General features: G+C 35.5%; 13 protein-coding genes and 3 pseudogenes. 4 read left to right on the forward strand and 12 right to left on the reverse strand.

What is annotated here, in order from left to right:
• A complete protein-coding gene (locus tag FAF07_RS13200) occupies positions 1-573 on the forward strand; it encodes a pseudouridine synthase (RefSeq protein ID WP_142786628.1) in 573 nt (190 codons plus the stop codon).
• A gap of 196 nt (positions 574-769) precedes the next feature.
• Here the strand turns inward: FAF07_RS13200 and FAF07_RS13205 are convergent, their stop codons facing one another.
• Positions 770-1,405 carry a hypothetical protein gene (locus FAF07_RS13205; RefSeq protein ID WP_142785545.1) on the reverse strand — a complete coding sequence of 212 codons (636 nt, stop codon included), beginning with the start codon at positions 1,403-1,405 and terminating at the stop codon, positions 770-772.
• Between the two features lie 3 nt (positions 1,406-1,408).
• The gene (locus FAF07_RS13210) at positions 1,409-1,903 is read right to left on the reverse strand and encodes an RNA polymerase sigma factor (protein WP_142785546.1); all 495 of its coding nucleotides are present in this window, start codon (positions 1,901-1,903) and stop codon (positions 1,409-1,411) included.
• A 673-nt stretch (positions 1,904-2,576) separates the two neighbouring features.
• Here FAF07_RS13210 and FAF07_RS13215 point away from each other — a divergent pair.
• On the forward strand, positions 2,577-4,730 hold the full coding sequence (locus FAF07_RS13215; protein ID WP_142785547.1) for a TonB-dependent receptor: 2,154 nt from the start codon (positions 2,577-2,579) through the stop codon (positions 4,728-4,730).
• Positions 4,731-4,862: 132 nt separating this feature from the next.
• On the opposite strand, the gene FAF07_RS13220 is transcribed toward FAF07_RS13215, so the two are convergent.
• Together FAF07_RS13220 and FAF07_RS13225 are read right to left on the reverse strand one after the other, a co-directional pair.
• Positions 4,863-5,417 (reverse strand): hypothetical protein, encoded by a 555-nt coding sequence (locus tag FAF07_RS13220; RefSeq protein ID WP_142785548.1) that lies wholly within the window; start codon positions 5,415-5,417, stop codon positions 4,863-4,865.
• Positions 5,418-5,629: 212 nt separating this feature from the next.
• Positions 5,630-7,489, reverse strand: a complete 1,860-nt coding sequence (locus FAF07_RS13225) for a PLP-dependent aminotransferase family protein (protein ID WP_142785549.1) — start codon at positions 7,487-7,489, stop codon at positions 5,630-5,632.
• Positions 7,490-7,952: 463 nt separating this feature from the next.
• On the opposite strand from FAF07_RS13225, the gene FAF07_RS13230 reads away from it, so the two are divergent.
• Positions 7,953-9,095, forward strand: coding sequence for a saccharopine dehydrogenase family protein (locus FAF07_RS13230; protein WP_142785550.1), 1,143 nt, complete (start codon positions 7,953-7,955; stop codon positions 9,093-9,095).
• Positions 9,096-9,190: 95 nt separating this feature from the next.
• Here the strand turns inward: FAF07_RS13230 and FAF07_RS13235 are convergent.
• From FAF07_RS13235 to FAF07_RS13265, 5 genes and pseudogenes are all read right to left on the reverse strand, one after another.
• A pseudogene (locus FAF07_RS13235) lies at positions 9,191-9,392 on the reverse strand (integrase core domain-containing protein); the annotation flags it as partial.
• Positions 9,392-10,308 (reverse strand): annotated as a pseudogene (locus FAF07_RS13240) (IS1595 family transposase). The pseudogenes FAF07_RS13240 and FAF07_RS13235, both read right to left, overlap by 1 nt.
• A gap of 69 nt (positions 10,309-10,377) precedes the next feature.
• Positions 10,378-11,420, reverse strand: a pseudogene (locus FAF07_RS18890) (IS3 family transposase); the annotation flags it as partial.
• A gap of 338 nt (positions 11,421-11,758) precedes the next feature.
• Entirely contained in the window at positions 11,759-12,118 is a 360-nt protein-coding gene (locus FAF07_RS13260; protein WP_142785554.1) for a hypothetical protein, read from the reverse strand.
• Between the two features lie 2 nt (positions 12,119-12,120).
• Positions 12,121-14,190: a hypothetical protein gene (locus FAF07_RS13265; RefSeq protein ID WP_142785555.1), complete on the reverse strand. Its 2,070-nt coding sequence runs from the start codon at positions 14,188-14,190 to the stop codon at positions 12,121-12,123.
• A gap of 604 nt (positions 14,191-14,794) precedes the next feature.
• On the opposite strand from FAF07_RS13265, the gene FAF07_RS19110 reads away from it, so the two are divergent.
• The gene (locus tag FAF07_RS19110) at positions 14,795-15,076 is read left to right on the forward strand and encodes a group II intron maturase-specific domain-containing protein (protein ID WP_394344977.1); all 282 of its coding nucleotides are present in this window, start codon (positions 14,795-14,797) and stop codon (positions 15,074-15,076) included.
• Positions 15,077-15,189: 113 nt separating this feature from the next.
• Here FAF07_RS19110 and FAF07_RS13275 read toward each other — a convergent pair whose 3' ends face one another.
• The 3 genes from FAF07_RS13275 to secA all read right to left on the reverse strand — a co-directional run bounded on the left by FAF07_RS13275 (position 15,190) and on the right by secA (position 19,445).
• Positions 15,190-15,585: an XRE family transcriptional regulator gene (locus FAF07_RS13275; RefSeq protein ID WP_142785557.1), complete on the reverse strand. Its 396-nt coding sequence runs from the start codon at positions 15,583-15,585 to the stop codon at positions 15,190-15,192.
• Between the two features lie 4 nt (positions 15,586-15,589).
• On the reverse strand, positions 15,590-15,778 hold the full coding sequence (locus tag FAF07_RS13280) for a type II toxin-antitoxin system HicA family toxin (protein ID WP_142785558.1): 189 nt from the start codon (positions 15,776-15,778) through the stop codon (positions 15,590-15,592).
• Between the two features lie 310 nt (positions 15,779-16,088).
• On the reverse strand, positions 16,089-19,445 hold the full coding sequence (gene secA / locus FAF07_RS13285; RefSeq protein WP_142785559.1) for a preprotein translocase subunit SecA: 3,357 nt from the start codon (positions 19,443-19,445) through the stop codon (positions 16,089-16,091).
• Positions 19,446-19,519: the final 74 nt, after the last annotated feature.

A 19,519-nucleotide genomic window follows, 5' to 3' on the forward strand; every position in this document is an offset into this window, starting at 1 on the left:
ATGCATAAACACTATATATTGTACAAACCCTATGGTTATTTGAGTCAGTTTATGAGCAATTCACGACAGCAAAAAACAAAAAATTTTCTCGGTTCGCTCTATGATTTTCCTGAAAACAGTATGGCTGTTGGTCGATTGGATGAAACGTCAGAAGGTTTGCTTTTAGTGACTACCGACGGTAACATGAGTCATACTATAAATAGCCAGAAAGTAGAAAAAGAATATTATGCTCAGGTGGATGGCGACATGTCTTTGCGTGCGATTGAGCGATTAAAGGCTGGTGTAGACATAGGTTTTAATGGATCTAAATACTTTACCAAACCTTGTAAAGCATTTAAATTGGATGCTATCCCAGGATTGCCTTCGCGTTCAAAGAAAATACGGGATGATAGGCATGGGGTAACATCTTGGGTGTCTGTAACGCTCACCGAAGGCAAATTTAGGCAAGTTAGAAAAATGACTGCTGCTGTTGGTTTTCCAACACTGCGTTTGGTTCGGGTTCGAGTGGGTGCTATCGAAATTGGTAATATGCAATCTGGTGATGTTGTTGAGGTTGATGGTTTTGTGCGTTAGGGATTGATGCGGCATCCTTTTTAAAACTTATTTGTTATAAGACATGTATGATACTTAAAATCATTAAAATACCCAGTATGTCCTTTTTGAAATGACACTTTAAAAAGATATAGCGAAACATTTGTGTTCATGAATTCAATAATTCAAAATAGAAGTGCATGAATAAAAGCCCGACCTTTAGGTAACGTTCATAAAACTATACTTCTAGCTTTTTTAATTCCTTATAATTCCTGTTTAAGCGTTTTAATAACCAGCCGTAGATGAGCTTGTAAAAGAGCCAAATAATTGCCACGAAAATGGTAATAGTTATAAACATAAAGCCGTAAAGGAAGAGCATCTGTTTGTCATTAAAATGGGATATTTTACTCATGACCTTGGGGTCGTTTGTAAAGGTGAAGTAAAAGCCAATAATTAATGAAATACCCGCCATAATTAAATTATAAAGCACGTAGTATTTGATAATTTTACGAGTTTTTAAGATGCTTTCCATGAGTCTTTTTGCGTTGTCTGTAACGGAAATAGACTTATAAGCCTTGAAGAGCAGGTAAATAAACAGTAAAATAACGGCATAGCTAAAAATGGTAAGTGCGGTAAATAAACCGGTATTAGCATACATAGTCTCTAACTTGCTTCTATATGAGTCTGATACTATATAAGGTATGGTATTAACCAAAATCCAAAATAGTAACTCTGCTATGCTAATGTACAAGAGCGTCTTAACTATTGAAGACGATTTTTTATGTAACATCGGGTAGATGTCTGTCACCGAAAGTTTCTTGTGCTCTGCATCTTGTTTCTTCCAGTCTTTCTTTAATAAATCTAATTCATCCATAGGTTACGGATTTAAAATGGTTCTAAGTTTTGTTTTAATCCTATTCATCTTCACACGTGCATTCACTTCACTAATACCAAGTGTTTCACTTATTTCTCTATAATCTTTATCTTCTAAATAAAGAAATACCAGTGCTTTTTCAATGTCGTTTAACTTGTGCACCGCTTTATACAATGTCTTTAACTGTTGTTCTTCGGTGTCATCATAATCCTCAGCTTTCATTTTAAAGGCGACACCTTCAAAATCTTGGGTGGTTATTTGACGTTTGGATTTTCGGTATAAGGTAATCGCCGTATTTAAGCCCACGCGATACATCCACGTGCTGAATTTTGAGTCACCCCTAAACTTCGGATAGGCTTTCCAAAGTTGTATGGTGATCTCTTGAAATAAATCATTATGAGCGTCATAATTATTGGTGTATAAACGACACACTTTATGAATGATATTTTGATGCTTTTCAAGCAATTCAACAAAGCTATGTTCTAGTTGTTTATTCAAAAGTTTCGGTTAGTTATTCTGTAAGTAGCATTTCAGGGTTAATTGTTACAGTATTTGTTGTATCATATCTTAAATTCTTCTTTTAAGAGCCGTGTTATTTTATAATTAACGTGATGAGTAATAGAATGTAGCTCATTTTAAAATTATTAAATTAAGACTTTATATTATATTATATAAAAATTTGATAATTAATTTGTTAATAACACTTAATAGATTTTGTCTATGAGCCTCTTTTGGTCTAAAATCTACTGTCTGAAGGTGTTATAAGATAAGTGAAAAATTATACTCACATATGAAAAATCAAAAGACGCATCAAACAAATATATGGTAAATTAATTATCAGAAATACCACGCAATGCCTGCCTTGTCTATGCTAATATATAACTTTTTATTTAAGACTTTTTGTGATGAAAAAGATGCTATTTTACTTAGGTATAAATCGCAATAGTAGATACAATTTGAGGAACCAAAATCGGACTGTCTGCCATAAAAATTATAGGAACGATTCTATACATACAATAGTAATATTTAACATAAAGAAGCTGTTAGTTTTCCAAATGCTTCAATTCAGCATTAGATAATTACAATTCGGTTATTAAATGTTTTAGGTATAAAATGTTTAGTTCAATTTTACGATATCAAATTAAAAACGAACGATACCATAACTTAAATCATGCAAAAGCTACCAATCATTTTTATCACATGTTTAACCCTCCAAATAACGGCGCAAACAACCGTCAACGGCACCGTTGTCAATTCGAAGAACACACCCATAGAAGGCGCAAATATATATTTAGAAGGAACATATGATGGCGGAACAACAAATGAAAAAGGTAGGTTTTCATTTAAAACTAACGAAACAGGAAGTCAAACCTTAATGGCTTCTTACCTCTCTTATGAAACGTTTACTATGATGGGCGATGTATCGTACATGGAAAACTTATCCATCAAGTTGCGCGATGATGTGAATACACTAGATGCTGTTGTGCTGTCTGCTGGAACATTTCAAGCAGGCGATAACAGCAAAGTAAATGTTTTAAAGCCCTTAGACGTCGTAACTACGGCTAGTGCCTTGGGTGACTTTGTTGGCGCCTTACAGACCTTGCCAGGTACTACAACGGTAGCCGAAGATGGGCGTCTGTTTGTGCGAGGTGGAGATGCCGAAGAGACTCAAATATTTATCGACGGTATTCGAGTGTTCACGCCTTATACGCCTACAACCAATAATGCCCCTACACGCGGACGTTATTCGCCATTTCTATTTGATGGAATTACTTTTTCCACAGGCGGCTATTCGGCGGAATTCGGGCAAGCCTTATCCAGTGTCTTGTTGCTAAATACGATCGATGAACCCGATCAAGAAAAAACCGATATTGGTATCATGTCGGTCGGAGCTACGCTTGGAAATACTCAAAAATGGGAAAGCAGTTCTTTGAGTGTTAATGCATCTTATATTAATTTGGCGCCTTATAATGCTCTATTTCCTAACAGGAACGACTGGGTGTCTCCATTTGAAACGTTTTCAGGAGAAACGGTGTTTCGGAAAAAAACAAATTTGGGTTTATTTAAATTGTATGGTGCGTTTGATGCCACCAATTTCGAAGTCATACAAGAAGATATTAATTATGCCGATGGTGTACGTATTAAACTGAATAATAAAAATTTATACTTTAATAGCTCGTATCAAGGGACTTTAAATGATATGTGGTCTGTGTTTGGAGGCATGAGCTATACGCTTGCAAATAATAAATTAAATTTTATGGATAGCTCAATTAATGATATCCAAAACTCATTACACGCTAAATTGAAATTTAAGAACAGAATTAGTAATCGCTTAAAGCTTTATTTTGGAGGTGAATACTTTTTAACCGATTTTGAAGAAGACTATTCAGATACTACCGTTAATGATGCACGTTACGGTTTTGACAATAATATAGCCGCTGTTTTTGCTGAAGCTGATGTTTTTATATCGAAAAAATTGGCCTTTAAAGCTGGAATCCGTGGTACATACAGTGAGCTATTTAAGGCGTTTAATTTGGCTCCGCGTCTGTCGTTGGCATATAAAACATCTGAAAAAACTCAAATCTCGCTGGCCTATGGAAACTTTTATCAAAATCCATCCAGCAACGTTTTGAAGTTTAATCAAAATTTAAAGTCTCAAAATACGACACATTATATCATTAACTATCAGTATAATGCAGATAGAAAAATTTTTAGAGCAGAGGCCTACTATAAGAAATATGACGATTTAGTAAAGTATGACACAGAATTCCCGCTATTTGATAGTGCCTTTAATAACAACGGGTACGGTTCAGCCAAGGGCATTGATTTTTTCTGGCGTGATAGTAAAACCATTAAAAATTTAGATTATTGGGTGAGCTATTCCTTATTGGATACAGAGCGCGATTATAAAAACTACCCTTCAAAAGCACAACCAAATTTTGCAAATACTCATAATTTGTCAGTTGTTGGAAAATATTGGATCAATGACTGGCGCAGTCAAGTTGGTTTTAGCTATGCATTTGCTTCAGGGAGAACATATACGAATCCAAATAGCCCTGGTTTTTTGAATGACAAAACAAAATCCTTTAATAGCTTAAGTATCAATTGGGCATATTTAATTAGTCCGCAAAAAATCTTGTATGCCTCTGTAAACAATGTTCTAGGTTTTAAAAACATTAACGGCTATCAATATGCCGATATACCAAATGAAAACGGTCAATTTAATAGGCGGGCACTAACGCCTGCCACAGATCAATTTTTCTTTGTCGGTTTCTTTTGGACCATTAGTGATGATAAAAAAAGCAATCAATTGGATAACTTGTAGGGGTAAAAAAAGGTGAACATAAGACTCTAGGTAATACACATTTAAATTATAAAGAGTAGGCGCAGAATATAGCAAGATTCTTATTTGACAACATGTCTGCTATGATGTTAAAATTTGTTTTCAATTTTACATTTACACAGATAAATATTTTATAGCATCCTCAATAGATTTTATGAAGTTTTTAGATGTGTCAAAATATCTTATCCTATTTTCTTTGCAGGATTTTTCTATTTGTCTACTATGAGCTATCATATTTTTAACATGATCTATTACATATGCATCAGATTTATCTTCTAGCCAATCATTTTTTTCATTGCTAAAATCCTTTATTTCTTTAACCTTTTTATCAATACTAACATCTGTATAGCCCATAAAACATATAGTTAGTTTGTCTGGATATTTTTTAAATAATTCTATTATTAATTCAGGGAGTATGGCTTCTCCTTCAATAATACAATCCGTTTCAACAGATAACATACTTTCAAACATGGCTTTCAAGAAACTCCATAATCTTTGAGCTATGTCATCTGGAAATAATTTATCATGTATTCCATACTCTGGAATACCGTTTGTAAATCCCATCATAATCCAATCAAGAGATACATATGGTATTCCCTTTTGGATCGATAATTTTTTTGCAATTATTGTCTTTCCGGACCTTGATGCTCCGCTAATTACATATAACATATTAATTACACCTCTTTTTAAATTTACTATCTATTATATAAGCCCGTCTGTATGTTTCTTTTAACCAAAAAATTAATTTATTATGAATGTTTTTGGCATTGTTTTTAATATGAACCTCCTAGGTTTTTTTGCTTGAAATAATCCTTAATCATTCTAAAAAAATCACTCATTAAAAGGATTATGTTGGAAGGCTCTTACCACCTTACAAATTTTCAAATTTGTCCAACAAAATCCAAAAAGACTTTTTTGTGACGTTCAAGATCCATATTGGGAGAAAGTGCTACACGGGCAATATAATCTTTGTCGCCTTCTTTAGTCGTCCCTTGAGTAGATGTTGCAGGAATCGTCCAATAACACCCATTTAACTGCCCATAGCTCACACAATACTTGCTTTCATTGGGGATTTTTGTAATCATTAAATTGATTAATTTATGATTTAATGCTCTTTTATAGGCTTCTTTTTCTTCATCCGTATTGCCTTTAGTGGGAAGATCTAATGAAAACACAGACGGAGTAAAGCCTTGTTCTGCCAATGCTGACGAAACAAAATTAATTTTCGCATCTGGTAAAGTATCGTGGATAAAGTTTACAAATTCACGTGTATTCTTATAAGCATCCTTAATTCTTTGATTCATGGAAGGCAATTGCTTAGCTAATATTTCCATTTGAAGATCTGTAGCCTCGTTATCGCAAAGTCTTAGATGCATCTCTATTTTTTCCATCAAATCATCCGTTTTTTTATTTCCTACACAATAGCCGGCAGTGCATTGCCCGCCACTTGGGAATTTAGATCCACTAGCATAGGAAATTGCCCTAACCTTTGACAGTATGTCGCCTTCACCTAAAAAGTGCACATTGGGACAAAATGTTTGATCTAAAATAAAAATGGGATCGACAGCAATTTCACCTTTACTAGTTTTACGTCCTTTACTTAAAACATCTCTTAATTTTATAAGATCTGGAACTTCAACTCTAGGATTGGTGGGTATTTCAGCAATTATGTATGGAATAGCATCTTCTTTTGCAATTTTGTTTAAAACGATATCAATACTTTGCACCATGTCATTGTCGCCATCCACTGGTAAATCCACCACTTCAACATTATCTATGCAAGTAGCCACACGTCTTGCTTGGTCATTTGTGCCACCATAACAATTTGGAGGAACAACAAATTTTATAGCTTTCCCTTCATGATTTTCTAACGCATCGTGAACTAGCCCCATCATAATTGCATATTGGATAGATAGTCCACTTGAACCCACTAGTGCCTTTGTATTTGTGCCGGTAATGGTTGCAATAGATTCTAAGACATGTTTTTTGTTTCTCTCGACATTGCTTTTCTTACTATGAAAAGAAGACTTCTCAATGAGTGTCTCTAATGCAGCAAGACAATTGGCTGGCGTCATGGCTATGGTCTCTCTTCTTCGGACATGCTGAATTTCTGAAATATAACTTTCATTTTGCTCACCATTTACTAATAAAACACTTCCAAGATGCCCATGAAGATTAACAAAAAAGTCAATCCCGAGAGCTATCGGGATTGGGGTGAGATCAAGAGTGCTGATTTCATCTTGTTCTGAAATGAAAATGGTACTTCCGTCAAACACAGAAATATTTTCTAAATTCTTAACATGCTTTAATTCAAAGTTATAACCATAAACACGTTTGATTACTTCAGTATCAAAAAAATCAGGTAATTGATCTGTATAAACAATTTGGGTTTTTTTATTAATCAATAAATTCTTTCTCAGAATGGCTAAAATGGGGATTGTTTTTGATGAAAAGCTGATTACACTTTCTGGTTTTAGATGATGCAAGTTAGCAATTACCCATTCTAGAATACAAGATAATGGGTGACCTAATCTTATATAGTCATAAGCAGTCGGTAATTCACTTAGTGCCGATGCTTCAGAATTATTGTCATTAAATAAGGTTTCAAACTGTTCTGAAAATTGAATTTTGGCCAAATTTTCATCATAAATATCCAGTCGATGAGTTGTTAGACTCAACCAGCCAGCTGGCATATTTTCTAAAACATCTTTAATATAATTTAGCATTTTATTGTATTCCATATTTTACACTATTAGAGGACCGGTAATCTACATTAATTAGATTTGTTTTAAAAGTGTTAATTGAATTTTATTATGTCGTGCCTAACGGTCTAGTTTAAAAAAGTAGGCAAATAAAAAAATTCTTGAAACCGACTATCCTTGAGGCAGAGCCATAGGGGTATTTCGCCGGTTTCATTTTGGCCTTTAGGCCAAAAACCGAAATTTTATATTTTACCTCACCCGGAACTGCAAAAAGGCAGTTCCGGCCTCTCCAAAAGAGAGGTGAATCGGAAACCCCGAGGCAGAGCCATCGGAGAATTATTTAGATTAAATAGTGTCCAAGAGGCATAAATTGAACTGATGATTATCATAGTAATTTATAATTATCAAAACTATTTTTATCACATATTTTGAAAATAATAATGCGGAATTGATATGGGCATTTTTATTTGTAAATTGATTTTGTTTTAAAAAACGTTAAGCTATGAATAAGTATCATACTATTATAATTGCAGGAGCAGGTGGTATTGCTCAGGCCGTAGGACTCATACTTGCCGAATGGAGTAAAGTATCTCCAACTATTTTTATTGGCAATAGAACACTTTCTAAAGCGCAAAGCCTAGTAAAATGGATTGAAGATGGCAGTACCAAATCTTGCTCCATAAAATCATTCCACCTTTCTGAGAAAGGTCTTACTAGAGAAATGAAAGATATATTTAATCAAGCAGATATAATCCTTGACTGCTTACCAGGAACCCAAGCACCAAAAATAGCACGCTATGCCAATGATTATAATATGCATTATGCAAACCTGACTGAATATGTTGCAGAGACTCAAGAAATCATAGAATTAGCAAAAGATGCAACAACAGGTTTTATCCTGCAAACAGGTCTCGCTCCAGGTTATATTGATGTGTTGGCTAATCATCTTTTTAAAGAATTTTGCACTGATTTTCAAGTTAGTAAAGTAGATAATTTAGTTTTTAAGGTAGGAGCGCTTACAAAAAATGCTGTTGCACCTCATTATTATGGATTCACTTGGAGTCCTGTAGGTGTCGCTACAGAATATATAAAAGAAGCCGAAGTGATTAGAAATTTTAAAAAAACAAGGCGTCCTTCCTTATCAGAACGTGTACCTATAATAATTGATGGAACTACCTATGAAGAAGACCTCACTTCGGGAGGTGCGGCAGACTTACCTGATGCATTAATAGGAAAGGTAAATTCGCTTGATTATAAGACTTTGAGGTATCCAGGACATTATGCTTGGATACAAGAACAAATTAATAATATAGACACTATTGATAAACCTATTGAAACCTTACAGTTAATTATGGAAAAACAAATTCCACATATTGAAGATGACCAAATTGTATTATATGCAGCAGTACAAGGTAAAGATGCCAATGGAAAATTGCAAAGACGAGAAGTCTCAAAGCAAATTTTTCCTCAAAAAGTAGGCAAGCATAAATTAAGAGCCATTCAAACAACAACAGCTGTACCTTTAATACAATCAGCTCAACTATTACTTGAATCTTCTTGTAAAGGAATCATATTGCAAAGTGAGATTGAACCAAAATGTTTTTTAAACGGAAATTTTATCGTTCCAGTTTATGGAAAGGTTTAAATATGTACTGCTTGTTAGCTCTTTTGAAGCGTTCAATACTTTAAGCTACTTCGAAATTTGACTTGCAACAAAAAAGTGGACAATTAGTTAAGAGACTATGCGGCTAAATTATTATTATACAATTCTAATTCAAATTCGTTAATGGATTTCATTCCTAAAGCAGAATGTCTTCTGTTTTTATTATACCAAGTTTCTATCCAACTAAAGATTGATAATTCAGCTTGAGATCTATATTGGTATTTATGTTTATATATCCATTCTACTTTTAAAGATAAAGAAAGATTTTGCATATCCGTTTAATGTCCATTAGCTGTAATGCTAACTATAACAAGTCTATCGAAAACCTTTTCACCAAAATATCTTCTATTGAGCTTATAAATGAACTCATTTAAACAAAGCTGTAAATATTTGGCTTTAATCTTGTGATATGTTCCCACGAAGTTCCTTTTTGCATTGCTTATAGCAATATGCACCCATTTCAAGGTCTCTTTTGTTGTTCGTTCGTTTGGCTTTTCGCTGATATGTATATCTACATAGTCGGCGATGTTCACATATGATGTGCTCTTATCGGTAAAAACTATAGAATCATCATTATCTATTGCTTTCTGTAGTGTTTGATCGTTCCCTCCATTTTATGGCCCGTAAGAACCTTCGCTTTGAAGTATCTAGCTTGACGCCCTACTTTTCCTGTATTTATACCTTCTAAAACAGTACTCTCTGCCATTATCATCACATTGGATTTGGTCCCACTGCCACGCCCTGCTTTCTGTGTCCGATGTTTATGGGCAGATGCCTCTATTGTAAAATATCCTTCGTCAGCCTCTATCATTCCCTCAAGAGTATAACGGTCGTCTCGCTGCCCCATTGCCTTGCGAAGCTTATGAACCATAGCCCAGACTGGTTCATAGCGCTTCAACCCCAATTGGCGCTGAATTTCCTTACTGGAAAAACCTTTTTTAGTTGTGCCCAATAAAAATATTGTCCTGTACCAAACCATAAAGGACAGTTTGGAACTCTCCATTATAGTGCCGCTACGCAAAGATATTCTTGCATTGCAAGATTTACATTGGTAACTCCACTTATTTTTGAGCCAATGGTGATTTGTGCCTCGGCACCGATGACAAACAACACCCTGTTGGTCACGTTGTTCTTTAAAATGCATTCTGCAACTATGCTCATCTGTAAAGTGTACTCCAAAAGAAAATATATCCATATTCAACTGTCTTGATATCAATTAAATATATGGAATTTTATTCAAATTAGGGATATTTACGGATATACAAAAGAAAGGTTCAGCTACAGCATTATCCCAACAATTACCTTTTCTACTCATAGACTGTCTTATCATTCCATCATAATTCTTAATCATTTTAGTAAAAGCATAACTTGCATACTGTGAACCTCTGTCAGAATGAAAAATAAGTTCTTCTGTTATATGATTATTTTTAATAGCCATATTCCAAGCTCTGACAATGGTATTCTCCGTGGTTAAATCATCACTCATAGACCAGCCTACCACTTTTCTGTTGAATAGATCAATAATGACCGTTAAATACATCCAGCCTTGGCCTGTTTGTACATAGGTCATATCTGATACCCATACTTGATTTATTCTAGAAGCTCTAAAATTCTGATTCAAAATATTTGGAGCTATAGGGTGTTTATGGTTAGAATTTGTTGTGACTCTAAATTTACGTGTCCTTCTTGCATATAAATAGTTAGCCCGCATGATTCTAGCTACTCTAGGTCTTGAAACATACTCGCCATAGGTTTGTTCTAATTCTACTTGAATTCTTGGAGCTCCATAACTATCAAAACTATCATCAAAAATAGTCGATATAAGTGCTGTCGACTTTTGATTGTAAACCCATCGCTTTGAAGGGCCTTGTTTTAACCAATTATAATAACCACTTTTACTCGCTGCTAATACACGTCACATCTTTTCAACTGGAAATTTCAATTTATGCTGTTTTATGAACGTAAATTTTTCCTGTCGCTCTCGGAAATGCGAAGCATTCATGAATACCTTAATTGAAAATAAAAAACTATGAACTAAAAGATGCTGATCGCCTTTTTTAAGATATCGCGTTCTAACTCCATATCTTTTAACTGTCTCTTCAATGTTGCAATCTCTCGCTGTTCATCGGTCTGTTTTGGCTTACCATGTCCTGGAAAACTGGTTTTTGACTCTCGTCGCCAACGATGTAAAACTGAAGTAGGTATATCTAATTCTTTACATGCTTGTGAAACATTGCCCCGGGAATAGCTTAATCCTATAGCTTTCTGCTTAAATTCTATTGTGTAATTTCTGTGGCTTCTGGTCATAATTCAAAGTTAAGTTATTAACCTAGAATCTCTCTTCTTACTGTCCAGTCAAATATAGTAAGTCCAGTGTTCTATTACCTGCATAATTGTATGATCAGATAGATATTGAACAAGTACAAAAGCTTTAAAGGAAGCAAAATCAAAGCAGTAAAATGGCTTAGGTTTATTACAAAGTCATATCCAAATCTGTTCAATCATTGGGGACTGGGATACAAACTGGTCTAAATACAATTTAGGCTTTATCGACTGTATAACAAGAGCCGTATGAATCGAGAGGTTCACGTACGGTTCTGTGAGAGGTTTAGGGGTGAAATTCCCCTTTACCTACTCGACTTTATTTACCATGGTCTGTTTCCTATATTTAAATCAATATTTTTAATGATTTTTCCATTAGTGTAATTTACAGCAACCCTTTGCCCTTTCGCTTTAAATAAAATTAAATAAAAACCATTAAATAAAGCTCCTTCATAAGGGTTTTCTAAATCGTATTTCTCATCTGATTCGACTTCCCAAATCAAAATTCCATTAGCATTAAAAGCAATAACATTGTTATAATTGATTTTTTTTAATGGTCGTGATGCATTTAAAATAACAATATGTAAATCATTAAAGTCATATACTTTGTAAATAGTTTCGTTTTGAAATTCTAAACTTTTTTTATTTAAAATAACTGATTTCTTATCACTTGAAATTTTCATAATTATAAATTTTGAATATTACTAAACCAAGATGGGTCAAAAGTATCTGGATAAGGTATTTCAAATTGGGTAACACCTCCGTTTGTCCCAAATTGAGTAACATCTCCTGCTTCGCCTGTTCTCATTTTTGTACCAGATGGAATATTTACATCAACAATTTTATTAGGAGTGTTAGGTAAAGATAGAAAGTCTTGGATTTGAGTAGGTGTCATTCCTTGAATATCACTTGCTTTTACCATCCATCTACCATCTGGAAGGGTCGACCCCTCTGTAAATACTCTGACAAATTGTTCGGTTTCTGACGTAACAAATTCTGTTACAGGCTTTCCTAATTTATATGGAGCATTTAACCCAGCTTGTATGAATTCAGCATTCACATCATCCGCTTTTCTAAACAGAACAGAGCCATCCATAGCTTTAATACCATGTTTGGAAACCTCCATAACATTATTTGCAATTCTCCCCACTTGGTTACCAGAATTATCAAGTAATTTCAAGATACCGTTACTATCTAAAACAGTTTTTATTCCATTCTCTATGGCTGTGGCAATACTTCCCAAAAAGTTGTAGGCAAGTTTAAAAATCTTAAAGGCACTCTTGCCGACATCGTAAATCTTGGAAACTATTTTGGCAAGTTTAGCCCAAGGCACGAATTCCATAATAATGCCGACCACACCAATTACGGCGGTCGTATAATCTCCGCTACTTAAACCAGCTAAAGTATCTTTACCAGCATTGAAAACACCGCCACCCGGAAGGAACTCAATGCCAATTTCCAACAAAAGAGGTCCCATAAGTTTAAAGAGCGCCCCCCATTCCTCGGCATTTTGAGGCCAAAACTCACCAACAATGGATTTTACACTTGAAAACAAAGCGGTTTCCATAGTGTTTTTCGTGTAGCTTTCCTGTTCCTGTAAATCTAAACTGGAAAAGAACATATTAAATGTAGAATGAATAGTAGGGTTGTTGTTCTTTACAATATCATAAATAGCCCTACTCTTTGCCCATAAATTAGCTCTATCTGTAACATTAAGTGTACTGTCATAAAGGTTTATGGCCAATAAAGTGCTTAAATCTTGAAATACAGGTTGGTTGGTCTCCATGAGATAACCAATCAAAGCACTATTTTTTTGTGCGATCTCACCTTCAGATGGAATTCTGGACAAGGGCGCTTCAATAATTTCGGTAAGTACATCAATAACATTAAAATCTTCTTCTTGCCCAGCTGGAGGAGGCATGGTTGTAATTGGAGATGGTGTTCCCCCATTATCTGGGACATCACCAACATATCCTCCGCCAGTGTCCGTTCCTCCACCAGAACCATCAGAACCGCCTGTATCACCACCAGTTCCAGAACCACCACCACCGCCAGTACAAGTAATTGTGTACTCAATAATAACATCGCATTCACCAGGATGTTGGCAAACAGAACCTTCTCCATATACGAATTCCCTACCATCTGGAATACGATGGTATACTACAAAAGTTACAGTACAACCACCACTGGATTTTGCAGATAAGCCTCCTTTGGAAGATGATTTTCCCGAAATAGCAGAAGTATCATTACTGGACGAAATAAAATTATAATCTGTGTCAAACTTTGAAACGGATAGAAATTTTTTAGAGTTGTTTTTAACAAACTCCAACTGGTCATATTCGTACCTTAAGATGAATTCCTCTATTGTTCCGTCATGATTTTTTTGGATGACGTAATTATCAAAGGTAAATAATGGTTGGGTTGGGTTTTTAATCCTAAAAGTATAGGCTTCATATTCTTTATAGGAAGCTTTAGAGATATCATCTGTTAATATACTATAATCGTTAGTGCTTTTTGATGTTGATGAAGTTTTGGATTTATAAATGTCAATTTTTGAGGACTTTGTTGAAATAATTGAACTAAAAAGTGGGTTGCTCTCAATTTCATTAAGAGAAACCGTTTCTACGATGAGATTATTGTTCTTAAATTCCTGTAAATCGATGATTTCATCTTTGCTACAGGATTGAAAGAAGAGCGAAATACCGAAAATCAGAATTCCGATTCTTAAATAATTTTTAAGTTTTTGTTTTTTCATACCGTTTGGTTTAAAGTTAATAAAAATGTTAATTGGTTTGGTCAAATTAACCACAATGTGTTTGTATATGGTTTGTTGCGTGTTTAAGCACCTAATTTAGCAAATACAAACCAAATAGAAAATCCGCGAGGATTTTCGTAAGTAGGCTAGAACCAAGCAATTTCATAGGACACGGTGTTGAACGAATCCTCCCAAAAGGTCGGAAGCCCTTCTGAATAGTTCAGATGGATTTTTTTTATAAAAGCAATAGATTTATTAACTTATAGCTAAATTTTAAATCTATTATTATGTTTAAAAAAAAGTAAAACCATTGCTGAACGCGCCTTTTCGGAAGTAGAAGGTTTCAGCGTTGCGGTTGTTGGAGGCAATAAAGGAGCGGTTCAGAGCCTGTAAATTGGAACTGAACCGTGAAAGGACCAAGATAGTCTATTGCCGAAGAAACCAAAAACGCCAACCACCTTTTAAAGTTTATTATCAGAAATTCGATTTCTTGGGCTACACATTCAAGCCGAGAATGGAAATGAAAGGGGGTAAAATTCGAATGGGTTTTACCCCTGCCACCAGCCAAAAGAGCATCAGCAGGATAACGGCAGATTTGTTCAGGATGAAGATACACCGATGGGTGCATTTTCCATTGAGCAAGATAGCCGCATTGCTACGGCTCAAAATACGAGGATGGCTCAACTATTACGGCGTGTTCCGAAAGTCCGAAATGCGCAGGTTGTTCAAGGTGCTGAACCAACGGCTCGTGAAATGGGTACGCAACAAATACAAACGGTTCAAGCGAAGACATTGGTATTACGCGCTCAAACATCTTAAAGGTATAGCCAAAAGCTATCCCAATATGTTTGAGCATTGGAAATACGAGGGTTTTCGTCCGTGCTGACTTGGATTTAAAAGAGCCGTATGAACCGAGAGGTTCACGTACGGTTCTGTGAGAGGTTTAGGGGTGAAACTCCCCTTTACCTACTCGACTGTGGCAAATGCATCTACGTTCTGCTATGCCGTTTGCAACAGATTTAATCCACTTAATTCCTGTCCGATTTGGTGGATTCCGCTCAAAATTTTCTCGGTCTGTTTCACTGACGGTTTTTTCGTTCCCGAAACATATTGAGATAATAAAGTTGCGTTCATTCCAATTTTATCGGCAAGGAATTTTGCGTTTAAAACTTTATAAAATTTGAAGAACTGCTTAAAGTCAATTTCAAATCCGATGTCACTCGGTTTAACTTTTACTTTCTCGTCCTCAAAATGTAATTCGGTCGCCTCGTAAGCATTATTAATCAGCTCGGGAATTGATAGTCCAGTCGTAAATATTGGATAATCCGCAGAAAATGCAGAAAATCCAGTACTTGTTTTCTCGACCGTCAGTTTTATTTTTTTCATTTTTGCCATAATCCTATCTTTTAATTCCAGCGTCTTTAAGGATTTTCTTTTCCAAACCTTTACCCATTTCTGAACTTCCGTGATTTGGAAAGATAATTGTTCCCTTTTTTGTTTCGTGTCGCATTTTTACGTGCGAACCTTTTTGCGATACCGCATACCAGCCATCTTTGGTCAATATTCGATAAAGTTGAGAACATTTCATTCAGTTTCGCTTTGGTTTCAGAACTCAAAGGTAAACTATTATTTACTTTTTACAAACTAAATTTTAATGCGAGGACGATTTTTTTCCATTCAAAATGTTAAAAGCCCACTAGACACACTTTAAACCATAAAGAGGCCGTCTAAAAAGTCATTTTTATTCGTCATTACGAGAAATTTTAATTTAGAAGTAATCTGTTAATCAGTAACTTAAATTTAACAGATTGTTTCTCCCGAATACTCGAGATCGCAATGACGATCTTTTTAGACAGCCTCTTTTTTTAAACTTAGATTAATAGCTATGCAGATATAAATTAATCTTCTACCAAAACCCAGTCGCCTTTGGCAATTAAAGGTTCTGCTTGTTTGTATTTCAAGGTCTTATTTTCGCCATTGAGCACATGTTTAATGGTCACACGATCATTACGCCCAATTTTCGGGCGTTCACGTACTATGGTTTCTACTACTTCCTGTTGACGTTGTGTATTTCCTGCAGCTCGGTTTTGTGCAGAACGTTCATCTAGATTAGGAATCTCGTCTTTTTGCGTTTTTAAGTTTTCCTTTTTACGGGTTTGTCGCGCTTCCTGAATGGTGTTTTGGGTTTCCTGTGGCAATTCACCTTTAAATAAGAATGATATCACATCTTTATTCACTTGGTCAATCATCGCTTTAAACAACTCAAAGGCTTCAAATTTGTATATTAACAATGGGTCTTTCTGCTCATGTACTGCTAATTGAACAGATTGCTTTAGCTCATCCATTTTACGTAAATGGTTTTTCCAAGCATCATCAATTATAGCTAAAGTGATATTCTTTTCAAAATCGGTAATTAATTGTTTACCACCAGTTTCATAAGCCTTTTCAAGATCGGTGACTACGTTTAAACTCTTTACGCCATCTGTAAACGGCACGACGATACGTTTAAATTTATCGCGCTGCGTTTCATATACATTTTTAATTACAGGATACGCAATATCGGCATTGCGCGCCATTTTTTCCTTATAATGCTCAAATGCCGCTTTGTAAATTTTAGAAGTGATTTCTTGAGCCGGTAGCGTACCAAATTCTTCTTTGGTAATTGGGGAACTCATTGAAAAATACCGAATTAATTCAAATTCGAAATTCTTAAAATCGTTGGCACCTTTGTTAGTTTCGGCAATACCTTCCGAAGTATCAAAAATCATATTGGCCAAATCGACGCGAAGACGTTCGCCAAACAGAGCATGATGACGTCGCTTATAAACAACCTCACGTTGCGCATTCATAACATCATCATATTCCAATAAACGTTTTCTAACACCAAATTGGTTTTCTTCTACTTTTTTCTGTGCACGTTCAATAGATTTTGAAATCATAGAATGCTGAATCACTTCGCCTTCTTTCAATCCCATTTTATCCATCATTTTCGCGATACGTTCGCTACCAAATAAGCGCATTAAATTATCTTCAAGCGAGACGTAAAATTGCGAGCTTCCTGGATCTCCCTGACGTCCGGCACGACCACGTAACTGTCTGTCAACACGACGCGAGTCATGACGTTCTGTACCTACAATAGCTAAACCACCAGCGGCTTTCACTTCGTTCGATAATTTAATATCGGTACCACGACCCGCCATATTGGTGGCAATGGTCACTTGACCTGTTTTACCGGCTTGATCGACAATTTCTGCCTCTTTTTTATGCTGTTTTGCATTTAATACATTATGTGGTATTTTTCTAATGCTAAGCATTTTCCCCAATAACTCACTAATTTCTACAGAGGTTGTACCAATTAAAACGGGACGACCAGCTTCTGCCAGTGTCGTGACATCATCAATAACAGCATTGTACTTTTCGCGCTTGGTCTTATAAACTAAATCTTCCTTATCATCACGTGCAATAGGGCGATTGGTAGGGATCTCAACCACATCCAGTTTGTAGATTTCCCAGAATTCTCCAGCTTCCGTTACCGCGGTACCTGTCATACCTGACAGTTTGCGGTACATTCTGAAATAATTTTGAAGGGTAACCGTGGCAAAAGTTTGGGTGGCATCTTCAATTTTTACATTTTCTTTGGCTTCAATGGCTTGGTGAAGTCCGTCACTATAACGACGACCATCCATAATACGGCCCGTTTGTTCATCAACAATCATCACTTTATTATCCATCACCACATATTGGGTGTCTTTTTCAAATAAAGCGTATGCTTTTAATAGCTGATTTAATGTGTGGATGCGTTCCGATTTTACACCAAATTCCTTAAACAACTCTTCTTTAAGATTCGCTTCTTCTTCCGACGATAAATTTTGATTTTCAATTTTAGCAATTTCAATCCCAATTTCCGGCATCACAAAAAAGTCTGGATTGTCCTTTCCTGAAATGTACTCGATCCCTTTATCGGTTAATTCAATTTGATTGTTTTTTTCTTCAATAACATAATACAGTTCGGCATCAACCTGCGGCATTTCGCGGTTGTTGTCCTGCATGTAATGATTTTCTGTTTTCTGAAGTAATAGTTTAACGCCTTCTTCACTTAAAAACTTGATAAGGGCTTTGTTCTTTGGAATACCACGATACACACGAAGTAATTGTAGACCTCCTTCTTTAGTATCTCCAGCTTTTATCAGTTTTTTGGCTTCGGCCAGAACACCCGTTAAATATTTGCGTTGTACACCAACAATATCATCAACTTTTGGTTTTAATTCGTTAAACTCATGACGTTCGCCTTGCGGAATAGGACCGGATATAATCAAAGGGGTTCGCGCATCATCAACCAACACAGAATCCACCTCATCTACAATGGCAAAATGGTGCGGGCGTTGTACGAGATCGTCTGGTGAGTTGGCCATATTATCACGTAAATAATCAAAACCAAATTCGTTATTGGTTCCGTAAGTGATATCTGCATTATACGCTTTTTTACGTGCTGCAGAATTGGGTTTGTGATAATCTATACAATCTACCGTCAATCCGTGAAAATGAAATATAGGCGCCATCCACGCACTATCACGTTTTGCTAAATAATCATTCACGGTGACGAGGTGAACGCCTTGACCTGAAAGGGCATTTAAATACATGGGTAAGGTCGCTACAAGGGTTTTACCTTCACCAGTTTGCATCTCTGCAATTTTACCTTGATGCATGGCAACGCCACCAATAAGCTGTACATCATAATGAATCATATCCCATATAATAGGTTTTCCAGCCGCATCCCAAGAGTTAGACCAAATAGCCTTCTCATCATCTAATGTCACATAATCATTTTCTCCAGACAATTCCCTGTCAAACGCATTCGCGGTAACTTCTATAGTGGTGTTGTTTGTAAAACGTTTGGCCGTTTCTTTAATAACCGCAAAGGCTTCTGGTAAAATATCATTTAATACGGCTTCCGTAGTATTGTAAATATCATCTTTAAGCTTATCTACATCTTGATAAATATCTTCTCGTCTATCAATGTCTTCTGTGTTTTCAGCTTCTTCAAGTAAGTTAGCAATTTGCTCATTAATGGCTTTTGTCGCTTCTGCAATAGTGGCTTTAAAGGCTGTAGTTTTAGCTCTTAATTCGTCATGTGATAAACTGGATATGGCAGATTCAAAGGTTTTAACTTGATCTACAATAGGGCTGATGGCTTTAACGTCTTGTTTAGACTTGTCGCCAACAAATATTTTTAATACAGAATTTAGAAAACTCATGTGTTTTATGTTTAAAATAACACGATTAAATGAACGTGCTGTAAAGGTTTGTTTGTTATTGGTTGAAGCTTTTA

The sequence above is a fragment of the Changchengzhania lutea genome (assembly GCF_006974145.1).
GTDB lineage: Bacteria > Bacteroidota > Bacteroidia > Flavobacteriales > Flavobacteriaceae > Changchengzhania > Changchengzhania lutea.